General features: G+C 69.8%; 16 protein-coding genes. 9 read left to right on the forward strand and 7 right to left on the reverse strand.

Features of this window, described 5'->3' with window-relative positions:
• Positions 1-151 precede the first annotated feature (151 nt).
• The gene (locus tag QM619_RS16655) at positions 152-2,185 is read left to right on the forward strand and encodes an ATP-dependent DNA helicase (RefSeq protein WP_415111384.1); all 2,034 of its coding nucleotides are present in this window, start codon (positions 152-154) and stop codon (positions 2,183-2,185) included.
• Here the strand turns inward: QM619_RS16655 and map are convergent.
• Complete coding sequence (gene map, locus QM619_RS16660; RefSeq protein ID WP_415111387.1) at positions 2,154-2,936, reverse strand: type I methionyl aminopeptidase; 783 nt, start codon at positions 2,934-2,936, stop codon at positions 2,154-2,156. The genes QM619_RS16655 and map overlap by 32 nt on opposite strands.
• Before the next feature lie 90 nt (positions 2,937-3,026).
• The gene (lexA, locus tag QM619_RS16665; RefSeq protein WP_415111617.1) at positions 3,027-3,749 is read right to left on the reverse strand and encodes a transcriptional repressor LexA; all 723 of its coding nucleotides are present in this window, start codon (positions 3,747-3,749) and stop codon (positions 3,027-3,029) included.
• A gap of 405 nt (positions 3,750-4,154) precedes the next feature.
• On the opposite strand from lexA, the gene QM619_RS16670 reads away from it, so the two are divergent.
• From QM619_RS16670 to QM619_RS16705, 8 genes are all read left to right on the forward strand, one after another.
• Positions 4,155-4,505, forward strand: coding sequence for a hypothetical protein (locus QM619_RS16670; RefSeq protein WP_415111390.1), 351 nt, complete (start codon positions 4,155-4,157; stop codon positions 4,503-4,505).
• A 290-nt stretch (positions 4,506-4,795) separates the two neighbouring features.
• Positions 4,796-5,254, forward strand: a complete 459-nt coding sequence (nrdR, locus tag QM619_RS16675; protein ID WP_415111393.1) for a transcriptional regulator NrdR — start codon at positions 4,796-4,798, stop codon at positions 5,252-5,254.
• Between the two features lie 49 nt (positions 5,255-5,303).
• A complete protein-coding gene (locus QM619_RS16680) occupies positions 5,304-8,147 on the forward strand; it encodes a vitamin B12-dependent ribonucleotide reductase (RefSeq protein ID WP_415111396.1) in 2,844 nt (947 codons plus the stop codon).
• 323 nt (positions 8,148-8,470) lie between these two features.
• Positions 8,471-9,721, forward strand: a complete 1,251-nt coding sequence (locus QM619_RS16685; RefSeq protein ID WP_415111399.1) for an allantoate amidohydrolase — start codon at positions 8,471-8,473, stop codon at positions 9,719-9,721.
• Entirely contained in the window at positions 9,718-11,064 is a 1,347-nt protein-coding gene (locus QM619_RS16690) for a formimidoylglutamate deiminase (RefSeq protein WP_415111402.1), read from the forward strand. The genes QM619_RS16685 and QM619_RS16690 overlap by 4 nt, the downstream gene beginning before the upstream one ends.
• Positions 11,065-11,512: 448 nt before the next feature.
• On the forward strand, positions 11,513-12,046 hold the full coding sequence (locus QM619_RS16695) for a cobaltochelatase subunit CobN (protein ID WP_415111405.1): 534 nt from the start codon (positions 11,513-11,515) through the stop codon (positions 12,044-12,046).
• Between the two features lie 166 nt (positions 12,047-12,212).
• Positions 12,213-12,575 carry an excisionase family DNA-binding protein gene (locus tag QM619_RS16700; RefSeq protein WP_415111408.1) on the forward strand — a complete coding sequence of 121 codons (363 nt, stop codon included), beginning with the start codon at positions 12,213-12,215 and terminating at the stop codon, positions 12,573-12,575.
• Positions 12,572-13,231: a hypothetical protein gene (locus QM619_RS16705; RefSeq protein ID WP_415111411.1), complete on the forward strand. Its 660-nt coding sequence runs from the start codon at positions 12,572-12,574 to the stop codon at positions 13,229-13,231. Before QM619_RS16700 ends, QM619_RS16705 begins: the two co-directional genes overlap by 4 nt.
• Here the strand turns inward: QM619_RS16705 and QM619_RS16710 are convergent.
• The 5 genes from QM619_RS16710 to QM619_RS16730 all read right to left on the reverse strand — a co-directional run bounded on the left by QM619_RS16710 (position 13,164) and on the right by QM619_RS16730 (position 19,459).
• Entirely contained in the window at positions 13,164-16,106 is a 2,943-nt protein-coding gene (locus QM619_RS16710; RefSeq protein ID WP_415111414.1) for an FtsX-like permease family protein, read from the reverse strand. The two genes, QM619_RS16705 and QM619_RS16710, sit on opposite strands and share 68 nt — an antisense overlap.
• Entirely contained in the window at positions 16,103-16,810 is a 708-nt protein-coding gene (locus tag QM619_RS16715; protein WP_415111417.1) for an ABC transporter ATP-binding protein, read from the reverse strand. Before QM619_RS16715 ends, QM619_RS16710 begins: the two co-directional genes overlap by 4 nt.
• The gene (locus QM619_RS16720) at positions 16,807-17,382 is read right to left on the reverse strand and encodes a PadR family transcriptional regulator (protein WP_415111420.1); all 576 of its coding nucleotides are present in this window, start codon (positions 17,380-17,382) and stop codon (positions 16,807-16,809) included. Before QM619_RS16720 ends, QM619_RS16715 begins: the two co-directional genes overlap by 4 nt.
• Before the next feature lie 161 nt (positions 17,383-17,543).
• On the reverse strand, positions 17,544-18,044 hold the full coding sequence (locus QM619_RS16725) for a DedA family protein (protein WP_415111423.1): 501 nt from the start codon (positions 18,042-18,044) through the stop codon (positions 17,544-17,546).
• Between the two features lie 149 nt (positions 18,045-18,193).
• Positions 18,194-19,459, reverse strand: coding sequence for an acyltransferase family protein (locus tag QM619_RS16730; protein ID WP_415111426.1), 1,266 nt, complete (start codon positions 19,457-19,459; stop codon positions 18,194-18,196).
• Between the last annotated feature and the right edge of the window lie 151 nt (positions 19,460-19,610).

Consider the following 19,610-nt stretch of genomic DNA (forward strand, 5'->3'; position numbering starts at 1 on the left):
CCCGAACAGAGACACCGGCCGAACCTCGGGCCGGCCCCGCGGACAGCCGCTCACTCTTCAGGAATCGCCAGGCGTTCCAGTCGGTGGCCTCGGCCCACCCGCGGGGCACACACTCAATCTAAATGTCGGTGGCAGACGGTAGGTTGATCCAATGCCTGACGCCGACCTGACCGAAGCCATCCTCGGTGCGGCGGTCGAGGGCATCGCCGGCGCCCAGCGTCCGGGCCAGCACGAGATGGCGGCCGCGGTCGCCGAGACCTTGGCCGGGGGAGAGCACCTGCTGGTCCAGGCTGGCACCGGCACCGGCAAGTCGCTGGGCTACCTGGCACCCGCGCTGGCACATCTGGTGCGCTCGCCCAGCGAGCGCATCGTGATCGCCACGGCGACGCTTGCGTTGCAAGCCCAGCTGGCGCGCAAGGACATTCCGGCCGCCCTGGACGCCTGCCAGCGGGTCACCGGCAAACGGGTCAGCCATGCCGTGCTCAAGGGACGCACCAACTACGCCTGCCTGTACCGGGTGCGGGACACCCTCGGCTCCGAACAGGAGAGCCTGCTGGGTGGGAGCGAACTGGCCGAGGCGCTGACCGCGGTCGCCACCGACGCGAACTCCAAGGTGGGTGCCGAGGTGGTCGCGCTGCGCGAATGGGTCGAGACCGAGGCCGAGGCCAAGGGTGCCGCCGACCGCGATGACGCCCCGACGCACACCGCCCAGGCCTGGGCGCAGGTGTCGATCCCGGTCCGCGAATGCCTAGGTGCGCAACGCTGTCCCTACGGTTCGCAGTGCTTCGTGGAGCGTTCCCGCGACCAGGCCCGCTCCTCCCAGCTGGTGGTCACCAACCACGCGCTGCTGGCGATCGATGCGATGCACGGTGGCACTGCCCTGCCCGAGCATGACGCGGTGATCGTCGACGAGGCCCACGAGCTGGTCAGCCGGGTCACCAGTGCGGCGTCCCACGAGCTCAGCCCGCAGCTGATCGAACGGGTCGGACGCCGCTGCCTGGTCTGGCTGGACGACGACCTCGCGGTGGAGTTCCTGGACGCCGGCGAGGCGCTCCGGGCCGCTCTCGATGACGCTCCCCTGGCCCGCATCGAGGACGCCGACAGACCGCTGGCCAACACGCTGCGGCTGGTCCGCGACGTCGCCCGCCGGGTGGTCTCGGCGATGGGTGGCGGCGACGACTCCGACAACGAACGCAAGCAGGCCGCTGCGGCGGCCGCAGAGGTGTTCGAAATCGCCGATCAGCTCGCCGCGCTGGCGCCGCACGACGTGGTCTGGGTGTCCGAGCGGGAGCGGTTCGGACGCCAGGTGAACCAGGCCCCGCTGTCGGTGGCCGGACTGATGCGCGAAGGCATCTTCGCCAAGCGTCCGGCGGCGCTCACCTCGGCGACCCTGTCGATCGGCGGCAACTTCGACGCGGTCGCCTCATCGCTGGGGCTGACTGAGCCCTACAGCCGCAAAGAAGGCGACGGCGAACCGGAGCGGCCCCGGTGGCGGGGACTGGACGTCGGCTCACCCTTCGACTACCGGCGCCAGGGCATCCTCTACGTAGCCAAATCGCTGCCGCCACCCAGCCGCGACGGCATCGCGCCGGCGATCCTGGCCGAGGTGGCCGAGCTGCTCTGGGCGGCCGGCGGACGCACCCTCGGGCTGTTCGCCTCCCAGCGGGCCGCCGAGGTGGCCGCGGTGTACTGCCGCAAGGAGTTGCCGGACGCCGAGATCCTCTGCCAGGGCGACGCCCAGCTGGGCGAACTGACCCGCCGGTTCGTCGCCACTCCGGAGGCCAGCCTGTTCGGCACGCTGTCGCTGTGGCAGGGCGTGGACGTCCCCGGCGACACCTGCGAACTGGTGATCATCGACAAGATCCCGTTCCCGCGCCCGGACGACCCGCTGATGCAGGCCCGTCAGCGGGCTGTCGCGGAACGCGGCGGGAACGGCTTCATGGCGGTCGCCGCCACTCATGCGGCGCTGCTGCTCGCCCAGGGTTCCGGACGCCTGATCCGCCGTCTCACCGACCGCGGCGTGGTCGCGGTGCTCGACCCCCGGCTGATCACCGCCCGCTACGGCAGCTACCTGCGCGCGTCCATGCCCGACTTCTGGCTGACCACCGACCGGGAGACGGCCATCGGTGCATTGCGCCGACTGCGGCTGCTGACTATTCCCGTGTCGCTGTCGGCAGGGTCATGATCTCGACCCCGCTGGATGTGACGGCGATGGTGTGTTCGCTGTGCGCCGTCCGGCATCCGGTGGCGCTGCGCAGCGTCCAACCGTCGGCGTCGGTGACCAGCCGGGCCGTGTCGGCCATCACCCAGGGCTCCAGGGCCAGCAGCATCCCCGGACGCAGCCGGTAGCCGCGACCGGGACGTCCCTGATTGGGGACGTGCGGATCCTGATGCATCGACGAGCCGATGCCGTGGCCCCCGAACTCGGTGTTGACCGAGTAGCCGGCCTCGGTCAACACCGTGCCGATGGCATGGGAGATGTCGCCGATCCGCACTCCCGGACCGGCGGTCGCGATGGCGGCTTGCAGGGCGCGCTCGGTGGTGGCGATCAGGGCCACGCTCTCCGGTGGCTGCGCATTGCCCACGACGAAGCTGATTGCGGCGTCTGCTGCCACCCCGTCCTTGAGCACGGCCAGATCGAGGGTCAGCAGGTCGCCGTCGGCAAGGGCATAGTCGTGCGGAAGCCCGTGCAGCACCGCGTCGTTGACCGCCGTGCAGATGTAGTGGCCGAACGGCCCGCGTCCGAACGACGGCGCATAGTCGACGTAACAGGACTGGGCGCCGGCCTCGAGAATCATGCTCTTGGTCCACTGATCGATGTCCAGCAGGTTCGTGCCCACCATGCTGCGGCGCTTCATCGTGTGCAGAATGTCAGCTACGACCGCACCGGTCGCGCGGGCTTGCGACAACCGGCTGGGGCTCAGAATCTCGATCACGCGGGGCCTTCTCCTTCTGGTGGTGCGGCGGGGCGCATCACTGCAGGAACGCCAGCCTAAGCGGAACTCCAGGCCGCGACTGGCCGACGCTCACACCCGGCGCAACACTGCCACGACCTTGCCCAGGATCGACGCCTGATTGCCGTCGATCGGCGCGTAGGCCGGGTTGTGCGGCAACAGCCAGACCTGCCCGTCGGTGCGCTTGAACGTCTTGACGGTCGCCTCGTCTTCGAGCAGAGCCGCCACGATATCGCCGTTGTTGGCCGTCGGCTGCTGGCGGACGACCACGAAGTCGCCGTCGCAGATGGCGGCCTCGATCATCGAATCGCCCCTGACCTCCAGCAGGAACAGGGTGCCCTCGCCGACCAGCTGCTTGGGCAGCGGGAAGACGTCCTCGACCCGCTCTTCGGCCAGGATCGGGCCACCGGCGGCAATCCGGCCGACGACTGGCACGTTCACCGCCTCCGGAATCGCATCGCCGACGCCGGTGATGTCGACCAGGTCGTGCCCGGTCTCCGGCTCGCCGTCGGCCACAGGATCGGTGGCTTTGGACAGCGACTCGGGGAGCCGCACCTCCATCGCCCGAGGTCGATGCGGGTCGCGCCGCAGGTAGCCCTTCGCCTCCAGCGCGCGCAGCTGATGAGAGACGCTGGACGGCGAGGCCAGACCGGCCGCCTCGCCGATCTCGCGGATCGTCGGGGGGTAGCCGCGGGTGCTCACCGCCAGATGGATCAACTCCAGAATGCGGCGCTGCCGGGGCGTCAGGCCCTCGGTGTCGGCCGGACCGTCGGGAAGCTGGGCGATCTTGGCCATCTCGAGCTGCTGGGCGACCTCGGCGTTGCTCGGGCGGCCCACGCCCATCTTCGGCGGTTGCTTGGGTGGGCGGCCGCGCCGCGGGGTCTTGTCGAACGGGTTCCTGCCTGCCATGGCCACAGACTAGGCCACCAATCCTTCGATTCATACGTTTGTTCGAGCGTGTCGCGAGATCGTTCCCGAGTTGGGACGCCGTGCGCCCGGCATGGTCAAGGGGTCTGTTCGGAACGGCGTCGGCAGGCCGTGCCCGCGACGACGGGCGCCGTCCGAAACTGTCAGTGGCGACGTGTTGACTCGTGTCATCGATTCGATCGGTCGGGAACAAACGTACGAATAGGGGTTGCATCCCGATCGGTCGCGGGCAACAATGACCATCGAACGTATGTTCGAGGAAGGGAGTGCGAGATGAGTCTGGTGCTGGTTGAGGAGATGACGATCGCTCCAGCGGCCGCCCGGCCGCGCTGGCGGCACGTCCCGCAGGCACGCGGGCCGATCGCGCGTCCGAACCATCCCGCAACGCCGGGCGGCCGGCCAACGGTGGCCGTGGCGCCGGCGGTGCGGGCGCAGCAGCCCGCGCCGGTCGCGGTCGCGGTGGGGCAGGGGCTGCAGCTCACCCGGCGCGGCCTGGCCGTGGTGATGACGGTGTTCCTCGGCGCGGTCGCGGCCGGGGTGTTGACCCTGGTCGCGGGCTTCCTTGCGGTCTCGAACGAGCCGGTGGTGCCACCCGTTGCGGCCGCCGTGATGCAGGTCGGCTGAGTTGCGGCGCCGCTGAGGCGTCGGTTTGAGCGGTTGCGATGCTGGGGTTGCTGGCAGTGCTGATGGTGTGTCGTCGATGTGGTGGCGACACGCCGGATCGTTGTTGCGTGGTGTCGTTCGGCGACATATCGTCTATATGTAGTAGTTACAGGGCTGTGGTTCATCCACAGATTGTGGTTCTATCCACAGGCTCCTCCACAGCCGGTACACACAGCGCTCCACAGCCGCGCCGCACCTACAACGCTCAGGGCCCGAGCATTCACCGCCGACGACGAAGGGGGTCGACAGCCGTGTACTGCCCGTACTGCCGACACACCGATTCACGCGTTCTCGACTCGCGAGTGGCCGAAGACGGTGCCGCGATCCGTCGCCGCCGTCAGTGCCCGTCCTGTGAGCGAAGGTTCACCACGCTCGAGCAGATGCAGCTCGTGGTGGTGAAGCGTTCTGGAGTCGTCGAGCCGTTCTCGCGCGAGAAGGTGGTGACCGGGGTCCGCAAGGCATGCAAGGGCCGTCCGGTCTCCGAGGCTGACCTGGCCCGGCTGGGTCAGCAGGTCGAAGAGGCGTTGCGGGCGTCCGGTCAGGCGGAGATCCCCGCCGACGACGTCGGCCTGGCGATCCTCGGGCCGTTGCGCACCCTCGACGCCGTCGCCTACCTGCGCTTCGCGTCGGTGTACAAGCACTACAACTCGGTCGACGATTTCGAGGCCGAGATCGAGAACCTGCGCGGCCAGCTGACCGCCCCCCGATGACCAGCCGTCCCAGAGAAGTACCAGCGTCACCCGAGAGAAAGTCAGACTCATGACCGAGACTGCCCGTGCCGACGGCCGCCGATCCGCCAAGCGTCCGGGGCTCACCATCGAGCGGGTGTTCACCACCGAGGGCGTGCACCCCTACGACCAGGTGACCTGGGAGTTGCGCGATGTCGTCCAGACCAACTGGAAGACCGGCGCGACCGTGTTCGAACAGCGCGGCGCGGAATTTCCCGATTTCTGGAGCGTCAACGCGTCCACCATCGTCACCACCAAGTACTTTCGCGGCGCGTTGAACACGTCGGCACGCGAGAGCAGCCTGCGGCAGCTGATCGACCGGGTGGTCACCACCTACCGCCGGGCCGGCGAAGACAACGGCTACTTCGCGACCGCCGACGACGCCGAGATCTTCGAGCACGAGCTGACCTGGATGCTGCTGCACCAGTACTTCAGCTTCAACTCGCCGGTCTGGTTCAACGTGGGTACCGCGGCGCCGCAGCAGGTCAGCGCCTGCTTCATCCTCAGCGTCGACGACTCGATGGACTCGATCCTGAACTGGTACAAGGAGGAGGGCTTCATCTTCAAGGGCGGCTCGGGTGCCGGCCTCAATCTGTCCCGGATCCGGTCCAGCAAGGAGCTGCTGTCCTCGGGCGGCACCGCCTCCGGCCCGGTCAGCTTCATGCGCGGCGCGGACGCCTCGGCAGGCACCATCAAGTCCGGCGGCGCCACCCGGCGGGCCGCCAAGATGGTGGTGCTCGACGTCGATCACCCCGACATCGAGGAGTTCATCGAGACCAAGGCGCGCGAAGAGGACAAGATCCGCGCCCTGCGCGACGCCGGCTTCGACATGGACCTGGGTGGCCGCGACATCGTCAGCGTCCAGTACCAGAACGCCAACAACTCCGTCCGGGTCAGCGACGAGTTCATGCGTGCCGTCGAGGACGGTGCCCGGTTCGGCCTGCGGGCCCGGATGACCGGCGAGGTGATCGAGACGGTCGACGCCCGCGAGCTGTTCGCGAAGATGGCCAAGGCGGCCTGGGAGTGCGCCGACCCGGGCATCCAGTACGACGACACCATCAACGCCTGGCACACCAACCCCGAGACCGGCCGGATCACCGCGTCCAACCCGTGCTCGGAGTACATGAGCCTCGACAACAGCTCCTGCAACCTGGCCAGCCTCAACCTGCTGAAGTTCCTGCGCACCGACGACACCTTCGACGCGGCCACCTTCGTCAAGGCGGTCGAGCTGGTGATCACCGCGATGGACATCTCGATCTGCTTCGCCGACTTCCCGACCGAGGCGATCGGCGAGACCACTCGCGACTACCGGCAGCTGGGCATCGGCTACGCCAACCTGGGCGCGCTGCTGATGGCGGTGGGACGGGGCTACGACTCCGACGGCGGCCGGGCGCTGGCGGCGTCCATCACCTCGCTGATGACCGCGACCAGCTACCGGCGCTCGGCAGAGCTGGCCGCCATCGTGGGTCCGTACGCCGGGTACGCCCGTAACGCGACTGCGCACCAGAAGGTGATGCGCAAGCATCAGGCCGCCAATGACGAGGTACTTGGCGTCAGCGAACTCGATTCGACGGTGCACGATCTGGCCACCGAGGAGTGGGCGAAGGTGGTGACGCTGGGCGTGGCTAACGGCTTCCGCAACGCGCAGGCGTCGGTGCTGGCGCCGACCGGCACTATCGGCTTCATGATGGACTGCGACACCACCGGCATCGAGCCCGACTTCTCGCTGGTCAAGTTCAAGAAGCTGGTCGGCGGCGGGTCGATGCAGATCGTGAACCAGACCATTCCGCGGGCCCTGCACGGTCTCGGCTACACCGAAGAGACCGTGGAGGCGATCGTCGAGTACATCGCCGAGCACGGTCACGTGGTGAACGCGCCGGGTCTGAAGACCGAGCACTACGAGGTCTTTGACACCGCGATGGGCGAGCGAGCGATCAAGCCGATGGGTCACGTCCGGATGATGGCGGCCACCCAGCCGTTCCTGTCCGGCGCCATCTCCAAGACGGTCAACCTGCCCGAATCGGCCACCGTCGAAGAGATCGCCGAGGTCTACCTGCAGGGCTGGAAGCTCGGCCTGAAGGCGCTCGCGGTGTACCGCGACAACTGCAAGGTCGGCCAGCCGCTGTCCGACGCGAAGAAGAAGGAAGAGCCGGCCGCCGTCGAGGCGGCGCCGAAGCCCGAGGTGCGCGTCGAGTACCGGCCGCGCCGGCAGCGGCTGCCGAAGTCGCGGGCCAGCCGGACGACGTCCTTCTCGGTCGGCGGTGCCGAGGGCTACCTGACCGCCGGCGCCTACGACGACGGACGGCTCGGTGAGGTCTTCCTCAAGCTCGGCAAGCAGGGGTCCACCCTGGCCGGGGTGATGGACGCCTTCTCGATCGCGATCTCGATCGCGCTGCAGTACGGCGTGCCGCTGGAGAGCTACGTGCAGAAGTTCACCAACATGAAGTTCGAGCCGGCCGGCATGACCGACGACGCCGACATCCGGATGGCGCAGTCGATCATCGACTACATCTTCCGCCGGCTGGCGCTGGACTACCTGTCCTTCGACGAGCGGGCCGAACTGGGCATTTACACCTCGGCCGAGCGGGCCCGGTACGTGGAGACAGGCTCGTACCTCTCCGAAGAGGACGAGGCCAACCTGATCGAATCCGAGGCGCTGAAGAATGACGCCGGCGACGACGTGAAGGTCCACGAGGAGGGACCGAACCAGCCCGCTCTGCTGGAGATGCGACCGCATTCGACCGCCGAGGTGCTGGAGAAGATCTCCGGCATGGCGATCGATGCACCGCTGTGCTTCACCTGCGGCACCAAGATGCGCCGCAGCGGCAGCTGCTACATCTGCGAAGGCTGCGGCAGCACCAGCGGCTGCAGCTGAGGTTGGGCATGGGGCGGGGGACGAGTTCCCTCGCCCCATGCGCTGACTTCCCGTTGGTCGAGCTTGTCGAGACCCGAGCATCGTCGCTGCAAGAGTGTTTCGACGTTTGATCAGTGCGGCCTCTCGCTGGTTGAGCTTGTCGAAACCCTGTTGCAAGAGCGGTCTCGACAAGCTCGACCAGCGAAAGTTCAGCGCTTCCTCAACCAACGACGGCTCGCGGCGTCTCGGATTTCAGACGTGGGGCAGAGCGGTCTCGCGAGTTCCTTCTCGGCAGTGTGGCATGGGATGGACGTTTCATCTCGTTGTGAGGAGCCGTGACTGCCGTGCCGAATGGATCCCGCCCGGTCGCTCAGCCGGGACACGAATCGTTCGACCGGATGTGGGCCGAACTGGCGCCGGTCGGACGCCATCCCGGCACCGGCGGTTACCGCCGGTTCGCCTGGACGAGCCAGGACGCCACCCTGCGGGAGTGGTTCGTCGGCGAGGCGTCCCGCCGGGGCCTCGACGTGGTCACCGACCGGGTGGGCAATCTATGGGCTTGGCGCGGTGACCCGGACGCCGCCGCGGCGGCGGGCGCTCCCGGACTGGTGCTCGGCTCGCACCTCGACTCGGTCCCCGATGGCGGCGCCTTCGATGGGCCGCTGGGGGTGGTGTCGGCCTTCGCTGCCCTCGATCACCTGGACGCCGCCGGCTTCGCGCTCGGCCGGCCGTTGGGCATCGCCTGTTTCGGTGACGAGGAGGGGGCCCGGTTCGGGGTGGCCTGCGCCGGATCCCGGCTGCTGACCGGGGCGATGACGTCCGAACGCGGCCTGGCTCTCACCGACGCCGACGGCACGACGATGGCCGAGGCGATGCGGGCCGCCGGGCACGACCCGTCCGCGGTGGGCCGCGACGACGAGACCTTGCGCCGGGTCGGCACCTTCATCGAACTGCACGTCGAACAGGGCCGGGCGCTGGGCGATCCCGGTCATCCCGCCCAGGGTCCGGTCGCGGTCGGCTCTTCGATCTGGCCGCACGGCCGTTGGCGGTTCGACCTCGCCGGCCGCGCCGACCACGCCGGCACCACCAAGCTGGAGGATCGCGACGATCCGATGCTGGCCGCCGCCGCGGTGATCCAGCAGGCACGGGCCGCCGCGCAGCGCTTCGGCTGCGTCGCCACCGTCGGCAAGCTGCGGGTGCTGCCCAACGGGGTCAACGCCATCCCGTCCCTGGTGCAGACCTGGCTGGACGCCCGCGGCGCCGACGCGCACGCCGTCCGGAACGCCGTCAGCCACCTGGCCAGCACGGTCGGACAGGCCGCCATCGAAGAGTCCTGGACGGACGCCACCGACTTCGACGCCCCGCTGGTGGGACGCCTTTCGGCGCTGCTGGGCGGCGCGCCGGTGCTCGCCACCGGTGCCGGGCACGACGCCGGCATCCTGGCCAGCGCCGGCGTCCCGACCGGAATGCTGTTCGTCCGCAACCCCACCGGCATCTCGCACTCACCCGAGGAACACGCCGAGACCGACGACTGCCACGCCGGCGTGGACGCCCTGGTCCGGGTGGTCGAAGCACTGGCCGAGGAGGACGCGTGAGCAGCTACTGGCTGGAGCACGCCTGGTTGCCCGCCGGGGTCGCCGACGGCGTCGTGGTCGAGGACGCCGACGGCCGGATCGCCACGGTGACCAGCGGCGTCCGGAGGCCGCCCGCCGGCGCCGAGACGTTGCGAGGGATCGTGCTGCCCGGTCTGGCCAACGCCCATTCGCACGCCTTCCACCGGGGGCTGCGGGGCCGTACCCACGGCGACGGCGGCACCTTCTGGACCTGGCGGGAACGGATGTATGCCCTTGCCGCCCGCCTCGATCCAGACAGTTACCGGCAGCTCGCCACCGCCGTCTACACCGAGATGGCCGCCGCCGGAATCAGCTGCGTGGGGGAGTTCCACTACCTGCACCACGCGCCCGGCGGCGAGCCCTACGACGAGCCGAACGCGATGGGGCTGGCGCTGGTCGACGCCGCCGCCGCTGCGGGCATCCGGATCACCCTGCTGGACACCTGCTATCTTGCCGGCGGCCTGGACGATGCCGGCCATTCCCCGTTGGAGGGTCCGCAGCGCCGCTTCGGCGACAGGGACGCGTCCGGCTGGCGTACCCGGATCGAACGACTCACCGTCACCGGGGCGACCCCGTTGCCAGGCCACGCCCGGCTGGGCGCCGCCATCCATTCGGTGCGGGGCGTGCCCGCCGACCAGCTACCACTGGTGGCGTCCGCCGCCAGCGACCACGGTCTGCCGCTGCACGTCCACCTGTCCGAGCAGCCGGCCGAGAACGAGGCGGCCCGGGCCCACTACGGCTGCACCCCCGCCGAGCTGCTGGCCCGCTCGGGTGCCCTGGGCCCGCACACCACGGCCGTGCACGCGATCCACCTGACCGACACCGACATCGAGCTGCTGGGCGCCACCCGCACCGCGATCTGCGCCTGCCCGACCACGGAAGCCGACCTGGCCGACGGCATCGGGCCGTTCCCGGCGCTGCAGGCCGCCGGCAGTCCGCTCTGCCTGGGCAGCGACCAGCATGTCGCGATCGACCTGCTCGGCGAGGCCCGGCGGCTGGAGCAGCACCAGCGGCTGGCATCCGGACGCCGCGGCACGTTCGCCCCCGACGAGCTGGTCGGCGTGGCCACCGAGACAGGGCACCGGGCACTGGGCTGGGACGATGCCGGACGGATCGAGCCGGGCGCCCGCACCGACCTGGTGGCGATCGACCTGGCCAGCCCCCGGACGGCCGGCGCCGACCCCGCCCAGATCGCGATGTGCGCGGCCGCGTCCGACGTCACCGACGTGATCGTGGACGGGCAACCGGTAGTCCGCGACCGGCAGCACCGGCTCGGCAACGTCGGCGCCCTGCTGGCGGAGGTGGTGTCGGTGCGGGGCTGCTGAGAGCCAGAGGCTCGGTCGATTGGTGTGTCAAGCCTCTTGGGCCCAACTAGTGGGCACGTTCGCATATTCGTTGGCGTTGGTGCAGCGGCTGCCGGGCGGCTCTTGACCGGGGCATCAACTGCTGGAACCGGCTTCTGGTGGTTATGGCAACCGTTACCGGCGCCACTGGCTACTCGAACCGGTTTCTGGTGGCTACCGATACCCCCGGGGGTTATCCATACCCACCAGAAAGTGGTTCGAGCAGAGATAGCGAGCCGACACCGATCGGATAACCACCAAAAACTGGTTCCAGCGCCCTCCCGGCACCAGCGACCCACAATGAGCCCGCCAGACCCCGCCACCCACCGCTAACGAATTAACGAACATGCCCACTAGCCGATGTTGTTGGGCATAATTCATACTGCTGGCTCTTGAACACCAGCAATGTGACCAGAGTCCAGCAGCCTTGATGGAAGCCATTTCCGGTCCTGTCTGTCGAGGCGATTTCGCAACTGACCAGATCCACCGCAAGAACCCCGACAGCGCCGAGCGCGACATCGCCGACTCCGATGACCACTTCCAGTACCGCGGCGGTATGGTCGCCACGGTGTGGGTGCTGACCGGTGCCGACCCGAAGGCCTACGTCGGCGACTCCACCTCGCCGGACGCGATCCGCGCCAGCACGCTGGCCGATGAGACTGCCGGCATCTTCCGCGCCCGGGAGGGTCGGCGGCTTACCTTCACCGTCAGGGTCGGAGCCGCCGCTGCGCACGCCATCGTCGGCGACGCAATGGTGAGCGTCGGCGGTGGCGAGCACCTCGGCGCTGACTTGGTGATCGCCGGCGGGGCGGGATTCCGCGATGTGCTGGCCGGCACTCTGGACCCGGTGACGGCGGTCGCCGAGGGGGCGGTGGACGTGGAGGGCGAACCTGGCCTGCTCGAGGACTTCGTCACGATCTTCAACGTCCCTTACAGCCCGGCCACAGCCGCAGGCGCTCACTGACGTGCCTCTGACCAGGCAAACTCGATCTGAGCGTACCCACATGACACTCATCGATGTCCGGGGTCAGTGCTGGCCGAGAGTATTAGGTGGGCCAGTGGCCCGTCCCCTCCTCGCCTAGTGCGCAGATGATGATGGTTTATCTGTGCATGGAGGGTTACGATGGGGTATGTCCCATCCGCTGGCCACCTTTGATCCCGACGACATCCACGACAGCGCGACCGATGCCGGACTGCCCGCGTGGGCGCAGTTGCTGGTCGATCAGGTGAGGGAGGCCGCCGCGTCGGGGCAGACGGTGACCGTGTCCGCACAGGAGCGGATGCTCACCCCTGAGCAGGTGGGGCGACGTCTGAACATGCATCGATCGACCATCGTCCGCAAGGTTCTTGCCGGAGAGATCCGGGCCGTGAAAGTCGGCAACCGGCACCGCATTCCGTACTCGGAGTTCCAGCGGTTCCGCGACAGTGTGCTCGACACGCTCGCTCGCGTGTCTGGGCCGGACGTCGAGACGGAGCTGTTCGGTGACCAGTGAATGAACCGCTGGCCGTCTTCCTGGATGCGAACGTCTTGGCCAAGCCCGTCACCCGAACGCTGATCCTGCGTTGTTCGGTCAGCGGCTACACCGCGGTGTGGAGTGCCACGGCTGAGGCTGAGGCGGACCGACACCTGTCCGCACACCAACTCTCCGTGGCCGATCTTCGGGCAACGGTTGGCATCCGGCTGAGCAGGCCCGGCCGGGCACCCGAGCGATTCGCCGACACGCCGGTAGGCGACCAGCAGATCCTCGCCGATGCTGAGGCGGCAGGGGCGGTGTTTCTGGTGACTGAGGATGTCGATGACTTCGCCGCCGACGACTTGCGCACAGCTGGTGTCAGTGCGGTCAATCCCGATCTGTTCCTGGCTGAACGTGTCGGCGAGGACGTGTATCGCCGTGCGCTGGAGGTCATGGTGAGCGGGATGCGTCGCCCGTCACGTACTCCGGCCGAGCTTCACGCGGCAATCGCCAGGCAGCATCCGCGGCTGTTCCGGCGTCACCGGAATCTGTTCAACGTCGAACCGCAGGAGACGGGCCATCGCGAGCCTGCCGTGCTGTACCGAGGTCTGACCTGCGTACGGTGCACTATCCGGCAACTGGACGAGGCGGATCTTCCTGACGGTCTGTGCGCCGGCTGCGCAGACCTCGTGTAGCAGCACTGGAGTACTCCGAAAGGTAGAGGCGCCGGTTCATGCCTGCATTCCCCAGCTGAAGTGTGCATATGGGGCCCATGCAAGTGGATCGGGGCCTGTATCGGCGGCTTGTCTGAGTATTGTCACGGCTCGGTGGAGAGTCGTGGAGATGGTTGCGCTGATCGTGTCGGGGGAGGCGTTCAGTTCTTGATAGGGTCGCGACCACTCCGGCGACCAACGGGACGCCGATCGCGAACAGTCCGGCGGCCAGCCAGGGCAGCGCCACGACCGGTTCCGCGCCGTCCGAGGTGGTGGAGATCACCGCCAGCGGCGCTCCCAGGGCCATGCCGAGCAACGATCCGAGCCCGGACGCCAGCAGCCCCAGCACCGCGGCCTGCGCCATCGCCAGCCGGCGGGTCAGCGTCGGAGGCGCACCGACCGCGGTGAAGGTGGCCAGGAACGGGCGCAGGTCGGTCGCGGCCAGGATGGTCGACATGGCCGCGCCGATCACCGCCAGCAGGGCCAGGGTGCCGGCGATCAGCCACAGCACCGGCTGCGGCTCCGGCACGAAGCCGTGCTCGACCTGGACGTGGATGCCCGGAGCGGCCAGCGCCTCGCGCAGCGCCGACTCGGTCGCGGGGGTGATCGGGCCGTCCGGATCGTCCACCAGCAGTCGCCAGTACTCCACCGACCAGCCGAGGGCGGCGGCGGTGGAGGTGCTGGCCAGCACCGAGTAGCGGGCCGGCGGCGCCCCGCGGCCGATCACGTCGGTGCTGATCGCCACGGCCGGGAGCCACTCGGTCCGCGATTTCGCCCTCTCCATGTAGTCGACATAGGCGACGTGCAGCCGTCCCCGGTCCAACTCGTTCACCGAGGTGCCTTCGAATCCCGGCACCGGATCGGTGTTCACCAGCAGCCTGCCGTGTGCCAGCGCGTCGGCCTGCGCGGAGTCCAACCCGAACAGGCGCACCAGATCGGCGGTGGCGCCGACCAGGATGCCGGAGTCGGAGTATCCGAGCACCGAGCGGCAGCGCGGCGTCTCCCGACCCTGCTCGTCGAACAGGTCGGCGGCCGTGCAACCCTTCCGCAACCCTGCGATGTCGAGCGTCCCCTCATCGCCACCGGGCTTGGGCACGGAGGCGCCCGCCACCGGCGTGGTGCGCAGCCGAGGGTCGACGGAGCGGACGGTGGCCGCGACGCCGGCCAGGCCCGACTCGCTCTCCACTCCCGTGATGACGGCCTGGCCGGCGCGGGTGGCCGGGATGTAACGCCGGGTCCGGTCGGCGTCGGTGCTGCCCATCGCCGTCCACACGGCGGTGAGGATCAGCACGCCGCCGGCCACCGACGCGACGATCGCGGTCGCCCGGCCACGGTGCCGGGCCAGGTCGCGCAGCGCCATCCGCAGTGCGACCGGGGCGCCGGCACCCAGCCGAGCCAGGATCCGCAGCAGCGCCGGCGTACTGAACAGGAGGCCGGCCAGGGCGGCCAGCCCGCCGCCCAGAGCGACCCAGCCAATCATCGAGTTCCCGTCACGGGGCAGCGTGATCGACCACCAGGTCGCGGCCACCCCGGCGACGAGCAGCAGGACGCCGGCGATCGGCGCGCCGCGTCCGGGCGGAGCCGAACGGGTGGTGCCGCTCAGCGCCGAGACCAGCGCCAGCCGGGCCAGGCCGCGAGCGGTCACCAGCGCCGAGCCGAGCGCGGTCAGCACACCCAGGGCCAGCAGCAGCACCAGAGGCACGATCGGCACTTCCAGCGGGCCATGGGTCTCGGTCGAGTCGGACGCCATCGCCGGCCACAGCGCGACGCCCGCGGCAGTGCCGACCAGGGTGCCGGTGAGCGTCGCCGTCGAACCGAGCAGCAGGGCCTGCCCGAGCGCGACCCGGCGCAGCTGCCGCGGATCGGCGCCGTTGAGGGCGGCCAGGGCCAGACTGCGTCGCTGACGTGCGGCGCCGATCGCGAACGCCGGTCCGACCAGCAGCGCGACCTCCACCAGGCCGACGACCAGGGCGACGTCCCCGATTCCGAAACCGAGCCCTGACCGCGGCAGCGCCCGCGGTGGGCGCGCGACGATCTGCACACTGGTGGTCGTGAAGCCGTGGCCGGCCAGCCGGGTCGCGTCCTCCCAGGTCACGGGCTGATCGCCGGGCACCAGGAACCCCAGTTCCTCGCTCACCTGCTGCGGGTAGCCGAGCAGGTCGTAGCTGCCGAGCAACTGCAGGTCGGCGCGTCCGACCACCGTGTAGCCGGCCGCGGTGTCGCCGAGGGTGAGCCGGACGTCCCCGCTGGTCGGCAGGCCGGACCGGACGCCGCGGGCGGTGACCAGGACCTCGCTGGGCGAGGCCGGCAGCCGTCCTTCGGTCAGCCGGATCACGTCGGCCATCGCCGGACTGCGCGGATCGGCGCCCACCATGATCAGCCCGACTTCGGCGACGCCGAAGGTGGGGCTGCTCCAGGTGATCGCGCTGACCGGCCGGTCGAGGAATCGCGCGACGGCGGCCTCGCGGGAGGCCAGCGACGTCCCCCATCCGGGCAGCGCCGGTGCCTCGGATGATGCAGGTTCGTCCTCGGGAACCACGCTTCCGTAGCTGTTCAGGGAGGGCTCGAACGGATGCCCCCACCAGTCGATGACGGCCTGATTCCCGCCGGTTGCCAGCCTGGCCCGCTCGATCGGCGACAGGTCGAACGAGGCGACCAGCACCTGCGTGGCGGCCAGGATCGCCACCGGGACGGCGATCATCAGCCAGACGAACCAGCTCCGCCCCCGATCGCGCCGGACGTCGCGGCGCGCCATCCGCAGCGCCAGCCGCCATCCGGTCCACCAGGAGCGGGCTCGGGGCTGGGCCGGGCCGAACGGGACGTCGGACGCCGTCCGGGCCGCCACGGCGGTGCTCACGCCGGCACCCGCTCGGCGCGGACCGCGGTGCCGTCCACCACGACGCCGTCGCGCAGGTAGACCACCCGGTCGGCCCAGGCGGCATGCCGCGGTTCGTGGGTGACCAGCAGCCCGGCCGCACCGCCGTCGCAACGGGCCCGCAGCACCGCCAGCACCTCTTCGCCGGTCACCGAGTCGAGCGCGCCGGTCGGCTCGTCGGCGAGCACCAGCCGACGCTCGCCGACCAGCGCGCGGGCGATCGCCACCCGTTGCTGCTGCCCGCCGGAGAGCTGGTCGGGAAACCGGTCGGCCAGCCCGCCCAGGCCGAGGTCTTTGAGGACGGCGCGGGCATCCTGCCGGGCCGCGAGCGCCGGTTGGCCGTCCAGTTCGAGGGGCAGCGCGATGTTCTCGGCGGCGGTGAGGGCGGGGATCAGGTTGTAGCTCTGGAAGACCACCCCGACCCGGCGGCGTCGCAGCTGCGCCAGCTGGTCGGGTTTCAGCCCGCTCAGGGCGACGCCGTCGATGGTGACCTGGCCGCTGGTCGGCTGGTCCAGTGCCCCGGCCAGGTTCAGCAGGGTCGATTTGCCGCTTCCGGACGGCCCCATCACCGCGACCAGTTCGCCGGGCCACACCTCCATCGACACGCCGCGCAGGGCGTGCACCAGGGTCTCGCCGCTGCCGTGGGTGCGGACGATGTCGGTGAGCCGCAGGGCGGGCGTGTTCATCGCCGGGCCTCGACGGTCTCGTCCTGGGTGGCGTCCACCGGGGTGGTGGGCGTGGTGGTGCCGAATCGGGCGACGCTGGCCTCTACCTGGTCGAGCCAACGGATCTCGGCCTCGGCGGCGAACAACTGGTGCTCGATGACCATCAGCCAGGCCAGGTCGGCGGCCGGATCGATCGACTGCTTCAACCGGGTCAGCTGCTGCAACCGGTGCATGGTGGCCGAGCGCTGCGCCTGAGCGACCGCCGCCGACTCCACCGCGGGTGAGGTGATCGCGATCGCCAGCTTGATCACCAGCTCGTCGCGGGGCGTGGCCTGCCGGTCGACCGGGGTGCGCCACCACTGCGCGACGGCGTCATGGCCGGGCGGGGTGAGGGAGTAGCGGATCCGGCCCTCGGCGTCCGGGGTCTCGGCGGCGACCAGGCCGTCGCGTTCCAGCCGGTCCAAGGTGGTGTACACCTGCCCGACGTTCACCGGCCAGGTGCCGCCGGTGCGCTGTTCGAACCCCGCCTTCAGTTCGGCTCCGTAGCGCGGGCCTTCGGCCAGCAACGCCAGCATTCCCCAGCGAACGGACATCGACGCCTCCTGTATACTCGGTATATGTCCTCGTCCAAGACTATATACCGAGTATGTTCGCGGGTCTGCGCAACCACGTCCGGCGTGGCGCAGGTCGTCGGTCGGGCTCGTCGAGACCCCGCGAAGGTTCGACAAGCTCACCCAGCGCGATTCGGTGTCGGTCAGTCGTCGGTGCCGGTCTCGAGATCGTCGACCAGCTGACTGCGGCGCAGCTGCCGGACGATGAACCAGACCAGCCCGGCCACGGCGGCCAGGCCGGCGGCGACCGCGGCGACGGGGGAGTGTTCCCAGAGCAGCACGAGCGCCTCCCAGCCGACGAAGCCGACCGTGCCGTAGAGGAACGCCCAGGCGATCGAGCCGACCACGGTCGCCGGAATGTAGCGGGTCAGCGGCATCCGGGCGGCTCCCGCGGCCAGGTTGATCAGGGTCTGCACGCCGACGGTGAGGAAGGACAGGCTGACCGCCGGGGCACCCCAGCGGTTCAACCGATCCACCGCTTTCCGGTAGCCGGACGAGTCCATCCAGCGGGCGGCGCGGGTGCGGTGCGCACCGCGGGCCACCAGCCGTCCGGCCCAATAGGTCGCGTTCGACCGGGTCAGCACGATGCAGAACAGGGTGGCCACGATCAACGGGAAGGGTGCGTCCCACTGGGTCGGATCCACCACATCGCCTTCCCTCGCCGGGCCGATCAGTCTAGTGGCGTCCGCCGGACGCCCTCCAGGACGACCTCTGCCGGACAGCACCTGGGTGATCACCGTCGGTCGAGCTTGCCGAGACCCAGGCCCGCCCGGGGGCGCCAGGGTGACACCGGTCAGCGTGCGGGTGCGGCGGTCGTCCGGGCCGCACGGGTGAGCCAGATCATTCCGGCACCCAGCAGCGCCAGCCCGACCGCCGACCAGGGGCGGTCGGGATGCAACACCGTGCCATGCAGCCAGACCAGGGCGGTGCCGGCAGTCAGCAACAGGTGGGCGCCGACCGCGGCCCGGCCCGGATCGCCGTCCAGCCGTGGGATCAGGGCGTACTCGGCGCGTCCGATCAGCGGGATCACCGCCCCGATCACCAGCCAGGTGACCAACGCCACCACCGGCTGCGACAGCAGCACGCCGGTCGCTCCCGGCAGCAGCCGGCTGACGCCGAACAGCGCCCCGGCCGCGATCACGATGCAGGGGATGTGCCACAGATAGGTGGTCACCGCCAGCGCGTTGGCGACACCCAGCCCACGCTGGACGCCGGCAGGAAGACACCGGACCACCCCGGCCCGCTCCAGCAGGCCCAGCACGGCGACCTGGCCGCAGCCCAGCACGATCATCGCAACCGTCGGCGGCAGCACGTTGGCGACCGGTATGTCGCCCAGTCCGATCGCGGACGCCGGGTAGCCCAGCCCGAACACCAGCACCGGGATCAGCCCGGCCGCGGCGACCGCCACGGTTACCGGCACCCAGACCGGACCCCGCCGGAACCAGCCGCGGTAGTAGGCGATGCCCAGCTGATGGCACAGCGGCCAGACCGTCAGCAGGTTCAGGTACCGCAGGCCGGGGCGTCCGGCGGTGAACGACCAGGCGTCCACCGCACCGGCCAGCAGGGTCAGCGCGAGCATCGGCCACACGCCCCAGCGATCGTGCAGGGTGATCATCCACGGGGCGATGCCGACGATCACCAGATAGATCGCCACGAACCAGAGCAACTGCGCGAACTGCACGCTCAACGCCACACTGACCGGCGCCGAATACAGCCAGGCGCCGGCGGTGCTCAGCACGGTGGCGAAGCCGACGAAGAGCAGCAGCGGCCCGACCAGCCGGACGGCCCGCGACGCCAGATAGTGGGGGTAGCTGCGACCTTGAGCCCGCATCCGGTCGATCACCAGGGCGTGGGCGAACCCGCCGGCGATGAAGAACAGCGGGATGATCATCACGAACCAACTGGCCGTCCACCACGCGCCGTGCGGTTGCGGAGCCCAGGGCACCACCTGGGGTGCGCCGTCGGTCACCACGATCTGGTAAAGCAGGCAGTGGAACGTCACCACGACCACCACGGACAGGGCCCTGGCCAGGTCGATCAGGTGATTGCGCGGGGTCATCGGCGGCCATGCTACGCGCTCGCTCCCCTCCTCGCGCTCGTTAGGCGAGCGCTGATTCTCGTCGGGCTTGTCCAGCCCTTCCGGCAACAGGCTTCGCCACGGCTCAGCCGGCGGCCGGTGCACTGATCAGCGGTTCCTCGGACGAGCGCGA

This window comes from Micropruina sp., assembly GCF_047606665.1.
Classification (GTDB): domain Bacteria; phylum Actinomycetota; class Actinomycetes; order Propionibacteriales; family Propionibacteriaceae; genus Micropruina.